Here is a 12,847-nt window from a genome sequence, read left to right on the forward strand (position 1 = left end):
ATGAAGTACTAACCGAGATTCCCCGATGGATCAAAATATCTTTAACAAGGATGTGATGGCCTTTAATCAAAGGCATTTCCTGCGCAACACGCTCTCTGTGCTGTCTTTGTACTGGAACAGCGAAGAGAAAGTCTTTGCCTGGTGCGCTTCAGTTTCATTGGTTGTGCTCTCGCTGCTCGCCGTTGTGACGGCGTTGGCGATCAACGAATGGTACAAGCACTTTTACAATGCTGTTCAGGACCATGACGCGGCAAAATTCTACCGCCTGGTGTTGGTGTCGCTGGCCATCATCTCGTTTTCCGTCGCACGATCCGTTGTGATTACGTATCTGGTCGACGTCTTTGCACTTAAATGGCGCCGCTGGTTGACCAACCACTATCTTAGCGAATGGGTCGTCACCTCGAGTCGGCCTGACCACGTAGAGCATTGTGTCGATAACCCTGATCAGCGAATCGCCGAAGACATCAATAAATTCACCTTTGAAACCATCGACCTTGCCTGTGGCCTGATTTACACGCTGGCGAGTGTCATATCGTTCAGTGTGGTGCTGATCGGCATTTCGGGCGATGCAACGTTCGCGGGCATTACTATCCCGGCCTACATGTTCTGGGCTGCTATTTTGTATGCACTGGTGGGTACCTACATCAGCCAGAAAATCGGCTTCAAACTGGTGTCGCTCAGTAGCAACCAACAGCGTTCCGAGGCGGACCTTCGTTATTTTCTAATCCGCTTTCGCAATGCGTCGTCTATTCCCGAGGCCGGCACCCGTCGACACGCCGAGAAAAATCATCTAAGCGAAAAGCTTGAAGTCAGCCTGGCCAATATGCGCCTGACCATTGGCGTAAAAATGCGTTTGTCGCTTTTCACCGAAAGTTACAGCCAGCTGTCTCTACTGTTCAGCAGTTTGTTGGCTGTGCCGCGTTTTTTTTCCGGCAGCATCATGTTCGGCGATGTCATGCAGATCAACTCGGCTTTCGGCAACCTTTGCGAAAACCTGAGTTGGGTGATTAACGCCTATCACCGGCTTGCCGACTGGAAAGCCACCACCGATCGACTGATTTCATTTGATGGCGCCCTTACATCGGCCTCAGTGGCGGGGTGTTATCCAGGTTTTATGGGCGGCTCAAGCGTCCTTCCCATCAATGAGCCCATCCGGGAGGGTGCCCATTCATGATAGCCAAGCAATTGAAGGACCTGCCGGAGGTGTTTGTGCCCTTCGAAACGATCAGGGCCGATGGCGGTGAAGTCATTTATCGTAATGGTGAAATCGACTGCGGCCTGAGCGATGCCGAGTTGCTTTCTGAATACAGCTATATCGTCAGCGAGCCACCTCACGCCGCTGATTACGCCCTCGACAAGAAAGTTTTTTTTGCCGAGCGCTACGGCGGTGATGGCTTGTTGAATAACGGCGGCGGCGGGCGGTGTGGTTTCGATGGGCGCTTTCATTCAAAAGGTATCGGGCCTAATCCTTTGGTCGGGATCAGGCCACCGGACGGTTATGGCAACTCGCATGCCAATGGCTTTCTTTCACTGAATACGGCGGTGTATGAGTCGATTTGGGCAGAAATCATTCATCTTGCGCTTCCCTATGGCGCCGTTAGATCCGTGGCAATCATCGATCTGCGTGTGGAGTTTGAAGAGCCCGATGAACGCCATCCACGCGGCTTATTGGTCAGGATGCCTGCCGTGCGGCCGGCTCACTTCATCAGAGCCATTTATTACAAGGAAAAAAAATTCGACGAACTGAGCGAGGACGCCAAACGCGTCAAGGCCGCGGTGAACAAGTTAGTCGCGTTTTTACCGCAATCGAGTCTGACTCAGCCGTCTGAAAGTCTTACGGAGCGACTGGGCACAGGGCTGGACGAGCTGGCGAAGCGCTACGCCCGGCAATTTGCAGTGGCTCGGGCAAAGCGAATTTTTCATCAAAGTATCAGCGCCTCCAATGTAACGCTGGAGGGCGCATGGATGGACCTGGCAGGGGCTACCGCGTTTTCGGAGCGTATGTGGTGGGAGGGCTTCACGGTCGGTCAATTCACGACGGAATATCTGCCGGCCCTCGGCAGTATTCAAGAGATGGGCTATTACCTTGGGAAGTACAAGGTTGTCAGCCCTGAAGCCGCACAAACCATGGTCGACACAGCGCTGGCGAGCTTTTCAAACGAGTATGAAGTAACGCTGTCACTCTACACGGCGGTGAGCGCTGGTTTCCCTTTGTCGCTGCTTGAGGATGTCGTGGCTGATCGATTGTTTTTGGAATTCTCGACGTGTTTGAGCGCGGTATTGGCGTTCGATACCTTTGAAGTGATTTCTCTGCACACCACCGCAGGCTGGCAGGGTTACGAGTATTGGGCCGCTCGGTTATATATTCAGTTATTGAAGAACAAGAGCACGGATGTCGTTCAGGATTTCAGTTGGGCGTGTTCCGATGTTGCGTTGGTCAGAAAAATGGTAGAGAGCTACGACCGTCTTTTTGAGCTGCTGTTTTCCAAGGCGCAATCATTCGAGGTCAGGCATAACCATTTTGTTGCGTATATGGCGATGAATATCACGCGCTTGAACCGGCGTGCTTTTGTTTTGGAGCTGGCGCCGTTGCGGCAAAAAATAGCCGCGGTTAACCGTGCAGACCCTGATGCCTATCCACGATTATTTAATCAGGCCGTCAGTGCAGCAACGCTCGCCTTTTGCGATGAGCGCGACTTCACCACTGTGTTTTGGGCCAGTGGGAAAACCATCATCCGATTTAATGCGCTGGATGGACGCTTTTACATCGAGAACGAGAGCGGGATGCAGATGCACGCCCATGGGCTGCATGAACTGGACCTGCCAGCGGATGTGATCAACGACGCTGTGGCTTTTTATGCCGACGTGGAGGCGTTATTAAATGCGTAAAAAAGTTAAGGTTTTTACCCTTTGTCGAAAGCAAAGCTACGTCGATAAGGCCGCACTGATAGGGTTTGCCTGCTGGGTTGCGATGGAAAGCCAGATGAAACGCGAGCTTAAGTTGATGGATGTCCGGGCCTGGATTGTGCCGGCCATCAATCATCAGCAAATACTGTTTTTCTTTGACGATTTTGATCGGCCGATTGGCTATATCACCTGGGCCAATTTAGCTCCCGATACCGAACAACGGTTGTTGAAAGCCCCTGATTTTTCGCTGCACGACGCTGAGTGGGATGAGGGGCGCCGCACGTGGATTATTGACTGTTGTTTTCTGGAGGGCAGGGCAGGGCATGCCGAACCGGAAATCCACCGATTATTGAAGGCTGAAGGGATTGATAAGATTTTCTGGACGCGACGAGACGAAAACAACGTAGTGAAGGCCATTATTGAAAACGTGCTTCATTAAGCCCGGACGTGTCTACGAAAGCGCGCTGGACTACCGTTTACTAGTCGGCGGGTAAATACTCGTAAGGGCCAGGAGGGCAGTGATGGCGATGCACTACGGTTCCCGAGTCCTATCTGCCATTCCTATATTTGTCGGCAACGAAATCGGGAATCAGCGTGAATGCTCGATGAGTCGTGATTAGGTGAACAGAAGCTAATCAGATGGGCGAAATGAGTAGGGCTACACAAGCTCTTCGTGCGGCTCGAAAGATTGTATTTTTCACGGGGACAGGTATTTCAGCAGAGAGTGGCATTCCCACTTTCGGGGGATAAGCTCACCGGGCATTGGACAAAACATGATGTATTACACCTGCATGGAAGCTTGGCCACACCGATCTGCTTCGCATGCAAGCGTCCTGCGAATCTGATAAACGAGCAAACGGCGATCTCTTGTGAGTTCGAGTTAGTTTGCATGGATGAGTCACTCATGCGCCAGCTTCCCCACAGCCAGAGACAGCGAATCACCAAGAATGCGCCACAAAGCGGTAAGACGCCGACAGTAGGTGCCTTCACTACAGTAAATCAACTCGACATGAAGGCTGTCGATAACCGCGATATAAGCATCCTGGAACATTGAAATCTCGTTCGCCGACAATGCTGGATACCTGTTCTCAAGGCTTGCGCCAAAGCGTTCACGAAGGCGGTCCAGATAGGCTTCAAAGCCACTTGTAACCGATGCCTTTAATTCCGAAGGCGGAAAGAATGCCGTGCGCAGCAGGAAGCGCAGAGCAGCGGAAGACTCGTAGCGGTTTGAAAGATTGTCCGTGTACAGCTTGCCGGGCTCGTCATCATTCGCTGGAACGCTTGCAAACATCTCTTCGATATAGTGCCTCTCCGTCGCCAGCGCCAGATTCAGCACGGCGTTGAACAGATCATCCTTGCTCTTGAAGTGCGCGTATAACGACGGCTTGCGCATACCCGCCACGACAGCGATTTCATTGAGCGATGAGGCGTCGTATCCCCGCTCAGCGAAATGCACCAGAGCGATATCACAGATTCTGCTTGCCGAAGGGCTCAGCACTTTCATCGGGATGACCTTTTAATTCAATGATTTAACGCGGTGATGTGCTCGGCCCTGCCTTCGCGCACACTGACCCAGGTCAGCGCACCCACCATAACGGCGCAGACTATCAGGAATGCGCACCAGGCAGTGGCGCCATAGCTGCTCGCCCAACCGGTCAACGGTGTGGCGAAGGCCGAGATGCCAAGCTGAAACGCGCCGAGCAATGCAGCCGTTGAACCCAGGGCAGTGGTTTGCGAAGACATCACCAGCGTCATCAGTGAGGTTTCTGCAATCCCCAATCCAAGCAGTGCTACCGCGACACCGGCAGCCAGCCAGTACAAACTGGAACCAGATACTGCTGCGCCGTAGGCCATGACAGAACCTGCAAAGATGCAAAAAGCTCCGGCCGTTGCCATGCGGGCCAAACCGTACTTGCCCACCAGTCTGGTCGCCACGACTGCCCCTATGAGAATCGCGATGCCGGTTGCGCCAAACAGCGTACCGAACTGGGCAGCAGGCAGTCCGTATTCCTTCTGATAAACAAATGTAGCGCCGCCCACATAGGCAAAGAGAAAGAAGAACACTGCTGACAGCGCTAAGGCGGGCCTTAGAAAACGACCGTCTTTTGCGATGCGCGCATACGTGCGTATCGCCAGTCGCATATTCAATGGCTCGCGCTTTTGCATTGGTAGTGTTTCAGGCAAAACAGCCATCGAATTCACCGCCACCAGCGCACCGAGAACAGCCAGTACCAGCATGACGGCCCGCCATCCGAAATGCGCCTCAATGTAACCACCCAACCCCGGGGCGATGATGGGAGCAACACCTTGAATGGTCAGCAGCAGGCCAAAAAGTTTTGCTGCCTGAACGCCCTGAGTGACGTCACGCACCATGCTCATGATGACTACCAACGTCAAAGCACTGCCTATCCCTTGGGCAAATCGTGCCACGAGTAGCCACTCAAGGGTTGGTGCCGCTCCTGCAGCCAGCGCACTCAAACTGAACAGCAACAAGCCTGCTATCAGTGGACGCCGACGGCCCAAGGCGTCAACTACCGGCCCGAACAGCAATTGCCCAAGCCCCATTGCCAACAAAAAGACCGTGAGCGTCAGCTGAATGCTGGCAACACTGGTCGAATAATCAACCGCCATTTCGGGCAGGCTTGGCAAATACATATCGACGGCTGAGGGCCCCAGTGCAGCGATGGCGCCCAAGGCAATGGCAAACTTCAGTGAAGGATTGCCGAAATGACTCTTTTCCATAACAAACTCGTGATTTGCTTCCTACCGGAAGGTAGGAACATGGCGAGAAGTTAACGAGAACCCGGAGGCAAGGTCAAGCCGTAATTTTCTTAGCGGCCAGGCATCATCGCCAGCGCTCCGCGCAAGGCATGCGCACGTCAGTGTTTTAGGCTTCAGTTCAAAGTGTTTTTTTCAAGAAGCGGCTGAAAATGAGCGGGATCTGTGAAACATTATTTTTAAGCGATCGAGGTAAGCGACTCAGTTCGCAGAAACGGGTTGGCCCAATCGATCGCGCTGCGTTCGAGCCTGGTGCGCTGGATGTATCGACAGACGCTGTCACCTTGCGCACCAGCGATGGGAGCTGAGAGGGTGGCCATGTTGGCCCGCACGCCAACGGAACACTTAGCGCCAATGGCCGTAACTGTGTGGACGGGATCAGGGTTCAAATTGAACTCCGTGAGAGCCAGACTTGCCTGCGAACCAGGCGCCTTGGTATATCAGGCAAACCGCGTCATCGCTCTCGCGGGCAAGCCTCGCTCCAACAGATGGCCTCCAATACCTCTTACAAGCGAAACCTTGACACCATGCTGTTCAGGTCTACCGCCAGGCGGGTCAACTCGCCGCTGGCGGCGCTGGTCTGGGCGGCGCCGTTGGAAGATTGCGTCGACAGGTCCCGGATGTTGACCAAGTTGCGGTCCACTTCACGGGCGACTGCAGCCTGTTCTTCCGCAGCGGCGGCGATGACCAGGTTACGCTCGTTGATCTCGATCACTGCGGTGTTGATGGTTTCCAGCGCCAGGCCTGCGCCTTTCGCGATGTTCAGGGTAGATTCAGCACGGTCAGTGCTGTTACGCATTGAACTGACTGCTTTTTGGGTACCGCCTTGAATGCTGCCAACCATGCGTTCAATTTCGCTGGTGGACTGTTGGGTGCGATGGGCCAAAGCGCGTACTTCATCGGCGACAACCGCGAAGCCGCGACCGGCTTCACCGGCCCTGGCCGCTTCGATAGCTGCGTTCAGCGCCAGCAGGTTGGTCTGATCCGCCAAGCCACGAATCACGTCCAGAACCTTGCCGATGTCGCGGGACTCTTCCGCAAGATTACCAATCAGATCGGCGGTGCTTTGCACATCCCCGCTCATGCGTTCGATAGCGTTGACGGTTTCGTGAACCAGATCCCGGCCATCGCCTGCTGACGCCGTCGCGTTTTTTGACGCCTCGGAAGTGCTCACTGCGTTACGCGCCACTTCTTCGACGGCGCTGGTCATTTCGTTGACTGCAGTCGCAGCTTGTTCTATTTCGTTGTCCTGCTGCGCAAAGCCACGGGCGCTTTCATCGGTAACTGCGTTCAGCTCCTCGGCAGCGGAAGCCAGTTGTGTTGCGGATCCGGAAATACGCATCAAGGTATCGCGCAGTTTCTCCTGCATTTTTTGCATGGCGAGCAGCAACCGGCCCGCTTCGTCAGTGCCATCAACCTTTATCGGTCGGGTCAGATTGCCTTCGGCGATGGTTTCAGCCGCTTCAAGTGCCAACGCTATCGGTTGGGTGATGCTCCTGGTCAGCAGCCAGGCAAACAGCATAGTCAGTAGCGAGGCAATAATGAGGAGGCCGACAACCCAGTTGAACGCAGAGCTGTACTGGTCAGCAGCAGATTGATTGATGATAGCCAGCTGGCCGTTATTGAAGTCAGTAAGCTTATTCAACGCTACGTTGATCTGCTCAGCGTTAGCCGCAGACTCGGCGTTCAGCACGCGCGTTAGCTCCTGCAGATCGCCAGCCCGACTGAGGGTAACAAGGCGCGTTTCAATTTTGCGATATTCACCCATCAGCCGCATATAGTCGTTGTAGTCGGATTGCTCTACAGGGGATGAAATCAGTTTGGCGTATGCTGCCTGCGACTTGTTAAGTTGTTGGTTTTGTTCCTCAAGTAATTCGATGGTCCTGTTCTGAATATTCGGTTCGCGATCAGTCAACAGCCGATGCGATAAAACCCGCATGCGGACGCCCGTCACCGTGAGAGCATTCAGGGTCTGAAAGCTAGGGACGCCATTTATCGCGATATCGTCGCCAGCTGCTCGGATCTTGCTCATCTGAGACAGGGCGAAGAGGCCGAGAATCAGCATGAGCGCGCCTATCAGGGAGAACCCCAGAAATGCGCGCGGAGCAATGTTCATTGTTCTTATTGTCATGGTTTTCCCAGAGCGTGGAATGTGCTCCCCGCAAGCAGCGGCGGATGGCCCAGCGCATAAGTTTTTATCGGTCGATTGATGACACACTTGAGCGAAAACAGCTGTGTGCCGCATATTAAAACTGATATTGCCCACTCACCAGCTTGCAGACATCGACTGATGGTGGCCCGATGCAGCCCGATGGCGACAATCTTCAACCCAAACGACCTGGACGCGACGTTCGTTCAGTTGGTAGAGACGCGCTAACAAGGTTGCATATTTCTCTTGCAGAATCAGCTCTAGAGGCTGCAGCAGCGTGGCAGAAGATGCTGTGCACAATGGTGCTCAAGGATAGGGGATGGTCGGTTCGATGCCGGCGAACACCGCGCCAGCGCCGTCGTAAGTCGCTTCGCCGAGGAAAGCATGCTGTGTCACTACCATGGAGTCGCGTACGATCCATTGCAGACGATTGTCATTGAAGATGGCTGCAGTCCCTGCCAGTCGATAAGCCTTCATGACTACGTCCGCTCCGGTATGAGCGGCATGGGTGGCGCTGAGGCGTAATAAGTTAGTCTGCTGCAGGGTCACCGCATTACCGGCGATGAGCGAAGCCCATACAGCTTCGGCGGATTCGTAGAAAAACGCCTGGGCGCTTCGCAGCATCGCTTCTGCCTTACCCAGTTCGCTGCGGTAATAAGCTCGATCACCCAAGCGCGGGGCACCGGTGACAGTCTTGGTGCTGCCCGACATTGCGATCACTAAATCCAGTGCTGCGCGTGCCAACCCAAGGTTAACGGCGGCGTGAACTTGCGCCTGGTAGGAAACGGACGGGTAATAATAGAGGGGCTCGTCAATTGTGGAGGCACTGCCACGCACGAAAGTCCACTCGCGTTGGATGTTCTTTTGGTGCAATTTGAGGTCATGGCTCCCCGTCCCTTGCATCCCGACAACATTCCAGTTGTCGACGATCTGTACTTCGCTTGCCGGGAACACAGCGGTCAGCGGTTTGCCTGCCGTCGGTCCTCGACCGTTGGCCGATGTGCCACCGATGCCTACACCAATCCAGTTGGCACCTTTGCACCCACTAGCAAACCGCCAGTGCCCGCTGACTTCCCAGCCATTTTCAGTCTCTTTGGCGGGTTGTAGAGGGTAAAGGCCGCCAGCATAGACCTGGTCTGGCCCGTTGGCATAAATCAACGCTTGGGTTGTCGGGGGGAGTGCCGCCAGGTAGATGTTGGCTGAGCCGAACGCGGTCACCCAACCGACCGACCCGTCAGCTTCGGAAACCCGCTCTACGATGCGCAGGAACTCGGCTGGAGGCAGCGCGTCGCCACCGAAACATTTGGGAGTACTGGCGCGGAAGATACCCACTGCTTTCATTTTTTCGATCATGTCTAAAGGGACGTGGGAGCGTTGGTTAAACTCGCTGCGACGCTCGGCAATCTCCGCAATCACATCATCCAGGGAAATCGCCTTGATGCTGATTGGGGCGCCTTTACGTGTGTCACGATCATCGAAATTGTTTTTGCTGTTCATGTTTATTGTTCTCTGGCCAGGGTGATTGCATACACGTTCAGAATGCGTGGGCTGATAAGAAAAAATCAAATTCGGAATATGAATAAGCTAAATAATCTGTGGGAATTATCTGTCGTGCTATGCGCCTCTAATTGGGAGGGCATTTAAGGGCGATGGCTATTCCTGCTGTCAATAGTGCGTATGAGTAAAGCGAATTTGACCGGATGAACAATCCGTCTCAACATGGATTCACCCAGTCAATAATTACAAGGTGAAGGTTATGGTTAGCGATCAATCAAAACAACATTTTCGGCAAGCGCTGTCATTGTTGTCTGCGGCGGTGAATATCATTACTACCGATGGACCCCATGGTCGCTTCGGATTAACTGCGAGTGCGGTCTGTTCGGTCACTGATACGCCCCCAACATTATTGGTTTGCATCAACCGTAACAGTTCAATTCATGACGCGTTGCTGGGCAACAGGGCGTTGTGCGTAAATATACTGACCGGTGATCTGGAGGGTGCTGCGCGACAGTTTGCTGGTATGACCGACCTGCCGCCTGCTGAACGTTTTACCGGCCAGGATTGGCGGACAGGCTCCTCGGGCCTGCCGGTGTTGAACGATGCCCTAGCAAGCCTCGAAGGAAACATAGTAGATATCAAGGAAGTCGGATCGCACTCGGTATTATTTGTCGAAATTAACCAAATTCAGGTCCGTGAAGAGGGGGAGAGTCTGATTTACTTTGGGAGAAACTTTCACCGTCTGGGGCGGGCTGCAGCCGTCAACGTACAGACGTCGGCATCCTGAATAATTGCAGTTCCCCATTCGTGGGTGACAGGGTTTATAAAGAATGCTCGCACGCATCATTTGATATGAACTCCAGTATGGCTGCCGGAAGCAAACAGACTAATGATTAACCCGCGCAGCCAGGTTATCCCGGCATCCGATAGGAAACGGCTATGGCAATAAAGTCCCACCGAGATGGCTGGCAATTCGATGGGCAGACTCAGCAGCCGATAGCGCTGGTTGTGGTTTAGCTGCATGGCAATGGCACGCGGCAGAATCAATGCCAGATCAGTGTTGGCGACGATTTTCGGGGCAATCGTAAAGTTAGGCACTTTCAGAGCGATTTCGCGCGCAATGCCGGCCTTTCCAAATGCTGCATCGGCGGTTAGGCCATGGCCGGTAATATTGCTCGAAACGTCAACATAGCGCAGGGCGAGTATGTCCTGAACGCTCAATTCATCTTCCTGAAAAGGATGGCCGTCGCGCAACAGACAAATGAATTCGTCGTCTAGCAGGTTTTCGTGAATGCACTCTTCACCAAGTTCTACCAGATAGCCTATCGCGATATCTACATCACCTTTGCGCAATGCCATAGCCAGTTGCTCTATAGGCATTTGACGTACATCCAGGCGTACTTTCGGCGCCTCGCGCGCTAGCACTTCCATCACCGTCGGTAGCACATAAAGTTGCGACATATCCGACATGGAGATGCGAAAAGTACGATCCGCTGTTTTCGGTTCGAAGTTCGAAAACATCATTAATGCGCTTTGAATAATAGTCAGCGCATGTTCAATGGGTCCGTGCAGGCGAATAGCTGCGTCAGTCGGCTCCATCGACGTTGCTGTTCGTACGAACAGCGGATCGTCAAACACATCGCGTAGTCGACGCAGTGCGTGACTGACGGCGGGCTGGCTGAGGTGTAGGCGTTCGGCCGCGATTGTCAGGCTGCGGTGTTCCCAAATAGCCACAAAAGTCCTGAGAAGATTCAGATCGATCGTGGCCATGTTGATGTGCGTCATTTATTTACCACGAGCCTTACGCGTGATGCTGGAAAAGACGCCGTCGCGGTATATCCAGGCATGTATCAGCGCTGCGCAAAGATGTCCTAACACGAGCATAAACAGAACCCAGGCGAATAACCCATGTGCGGCTCGAAACCAAGCGTAAAGCGCGGAGCTGACAGGAGCAATGGGTGGAAGGTTCCAGCCCGCGAACATGGTGACAGGCCAGTTTCCGGCAGAGAGCGTCGCCCAACCGAGCAGTGGCAGGCAGAGCATCAGCAAGTAGAGCAATAGATGCGAAACATGCGCCGCCATTGCCTGCCAGTACGGTACGCTGACAGGCAATGGCGGGGTGGCGCTTAAAAGCCGATTGCCTAGACGCAGGATAGCCAAAAGAAGAATGGCGATTCCCAGAGGCCTATGAAGATCAATGAGCCAGGGACGCAGGCTCAGAGAAGACATCATGCCTACACCTATAAATAGCATAGCCAGGATAAGGACAGCCATGAACCAATGGAGAAGCCGTGCCGCGAAGTTGAAACTTTGCACACCGGTGTGCTTCTGCTGGGTATGCATTATTTGATTTCCTGTTTGCCAACCGCGTCAGTGGCTTTACCAAAACCGATTTCTCGTAATCGGGCGTTATAGGACTGGGAGTAAATACCCGCACGGGCTGCAAGCACCGGATCGTCTGAAAGTGCTATTCCTGAAGGTACAAGCGTCGGGTCAAAGTTAATGTCACGACATGCCCCATGAGTTTGCTCTACCACCTGGTTGACCTCTAACGTCCCAGCGATTACCTCCTTGCGGTTGCTCGGCCATGGTTGAGAAGGGTCGTTCACCGGATCTCCTGCCTCGGCCAGTTGGAATACCAGATCCCAGTACAAGGGTGCTATACCCACACGCTGAGTTATTTCATCAAACAGGAAGTCATGACTGGCTTGCGCATGAGCCTCTTTGCTCAACATCTCTACCGCCGCATGGGGGCGCATGGACCAGCGCACAGGTTGACGTTTTCCATCCGCTGCAATAAGTACGAAGGCGTTGATGGAATTATATTCGGTTCCTGCAAAACTGGCCGGCCAAGTCGCGTTCGCCTCTCGCTCTACAGACTTGCGAGCCTCTGGATATTTTTGAAAAAACGCGGCCACCTTGTCCGGGGCTGGTTGTCCAGTGGCAGCCACCGGTTCAAAGGCTTCGACCTGCGCCAGGAAACCTTCGGCATCCCGAGTCGCGAAGTAGGGTTCGTTGTTGAGCTTCATTCGCCACTGTGACTTATCGTCGCCTACCAGCATGAGTGCCATGCTGACGGTCGCCGTCGAATTGTCCGCCGCATGCGGGTCCACGGTGCCGATTGAAAAACGCCCGATGGCGGGGATGTTGGCCGGTAGAAAAATACGTGAGGTCGACAGAGGGACGGCCGCGCCGCTCGCATGAAAAGTCCCACTGAAACACATACCCTTACCGTGGGCCCGTCGATAGCCTGGTGGAAAATTATCCAGGGAGTCACCCAGAAACTCTTTTGTGGTAACGCCGGTGCCTAAAAATCCTCCTGCCCAGGCAAAAACCAGCACAAGAGCAGTCGCGATACTGAATATGCCCAACAACGGCACTCGATATTTCCATAAACCCTGAAGGTTATTCTTAAGCATAAAATTCTCAGCTGCACGTTGTCAGGCAGCGCTGGATTGAAACTGCCGAATGGATAGCGCCAACACTAGCCGGCGCAAAGCAGTAGTCATGTGTAAG

General features: G+C 53.7%; 11 protein-coding genes and 2 pseudogenes. 5 read left to right on the forward strand and 8 right to left on the reverse strand.

Annotated elements, in window-relative coordinates:
* Window positions 1-25 precede the first annotated feature (25 nt).
* The 4 genes and pseudogenes from BFQ00_RS08475 to BFQ00_RS29970 all read left to right on the forward strand — a co-directional run.
* Window positions 26-1,174, forward strand: a complete 1,149-nt coding sequence (locus BFQ00_RS08475) for an SbmA/BacA-like family transporter (RefSeq protein WP_065884363.1) — start codon at window positions 26-28, stop codon at window positions 1,172-1,174.
* Window positions 1,171-2,889: a hypothetical protein gene (locus tag BFQ00_RS08480; protein ID WP_065884362.1), complete on the forward strand. Its 1,719-nt coding sequence runs from the start codon at window positions 1,171-1,173 to the stop codon at window positions 2,887-2,889. Before BFQ00_RS08475 ends, BFQ00_RS08480 begins: the two co-directional genes overlap by 4 nt.
* Window positions 2,882-3,346 carry a toxin-activating lysine-acyltransferase gene (locus BFQ00_RS08485; protein WP_065892716.1) on the forward strand — a complete coding sequence of 155 codons (465 nt, stop codon included), beginning with the start codon at window positions 2,882-2,884 and terminating at the stop codon, window positions 3,344-3,346. Before BFQ00_RS08480 ends, BFQ00_RS08485 begins: the two co-directional genes overlap by 8 nt.
* Before the next feature lie 200 nt (window positions 3,347-3,546).
* Window positions 3,547-3,793: pseudogene (locus tag BFQ00_RS29970) on the forward strand (NAD-dependent deacylase); the annotation flags it as partial.
* Window positions 3,794-3,805: 12 nt separating this feature from the next.
* Here BFQ00_RS29970 and BFQ00_RS08490 read toward each other — a convergent pair.
* From BFQ00_RS08490 to BFQ00_RS08505, 5 genes and pseudogenes are all read right to left on the reverse strand, one after another.
* Entirely contained in the window at window positions 3,806-4,411 is a 606-nt protein-coding gene (locus BFQ00_RS08490; RefSeq protein ID WP_065884360.1) for a TetR/AcrR family transcriptional regulator, read from the reverse strand.
* Window positions 4,412-4,428: 17 nt separating this feature from the next.
* A complete protein-coding gene (locus tag BFQ00_RS08495; RefSeq protein ID WP_065884359.1) occupies window positions 4,429-5,649 on the reverse strand; it encodes a multidrug effflux MFS transporter in 1,221 nt (406 codons plus the stop codon).
* Between the two features lie 218 nt (window positions 5,650-5,867).
* Window positions 5,868-5,972 (reverse strand): annotated as a pseudogene (locus BFQ00_RS29975) (transcriptional regulator FeaR); the annotation flags it as partial.
* Window positions 5,973-6,190: 218 nt separating this feature from the next.
* Window positions 6,191-7,816 (reverse strand): methyl-accepting chemotaxis protein, encoded by a 1,626-nt coding sequence (locus BFQ00_RS08500; RefSeq protein ID WP_065933188.1) that lies wholly within the window; start codon window positions 7,814-7,816, stop codon window positions 6,191-6,193.
* A gap of 324 nt (window positions 7,817-8,140) precedes the next feature.
* Window positions 8,141-9,331, reverse strand: coding sequence for an acyl-CoA dehydrogenase family protein (locus tag BFQ00_RS08505; protein ID WP_065933189.1), 1,191 nt, complete (start codon window positions 9,329-9,331; stop codon window positions 8,141-8,143).
* 259 nt (window positions 9,332-9,590) lie between these two features.
* Between BFQ00_RS08505 and BFQ00_RS08510 the strand changes: the two genes are divergently transcribed.
* Window positions 9,591-10,118, forward strand: coding sequence for a flavin reductase (locus tag BFQ00_RS08510; RefSeq protein WP_065884356.1), 528 nt, complete (start codon window positions 9,591-9,593; stop codon window positions 10,116-10,118).
* 56 nt (window positions 10,119-10,174) lie between these two features.
* Here BFQ00_RS08510 and BFQ00_RS08515 read toward each other — a convergent pair whose 3' ends face one another.
* Genes BFQ00_RS08515 through BFQ00_RS08525 form a run of 3 tightly spaced genes read right to left on the reverse strand, consistent with a single transcriptional unit; the run spans window position 10,175 to window position 12,750 of the window.
* Window positions 10,175-11,116: a LysR family transcriptional regulator gene (locus BFQ00_RS08515; protein WP_065933190.1), complete on the reverse strand. Its 942-nt coding sequence runs from the start codon at window positions 11,114-11,116 to the stop codon at window positions 10,175-10,177.
* Window positions 11,117-11,674, reverse strand: a complete 558-nt coding sequence (locus tag BFQ00_RS08520; RefSeq protein WP_065933191.1) for a cytochrome b — start codon at window positions 11,672-11,674, stop codon at window positions 11,117-11,119.
* Entirely contained in the window at window positions 11,674-12,750 is a 1,077-nt protein-coding gene (locus tag BFQ00_RS08525) for a catalase family peroxidase (protein ID WP_065884353.1), read from the reverse strand. The genes BFQ00_RS08520 and BFQ00_RS08525 overlap by 1 nt, the downstream gene beginning before the upstream one ends.
* Between the last annotated feature and the right edge of the window lie 97 nt (window positions 12,751-12,847).

This window comes from Pseudomonas sp. 28 E 9 (assembly GCF_900004785.1).
In the GTDB taxonomy this organism is placed as follows: domain Bacteria; phylum Pseudomonadota; class Gammaproteobacteria; order Pseudomonadales; family Pseudomonadaceae; genus Aquipseudomonas; species Aquipseudomonas orientalis_A.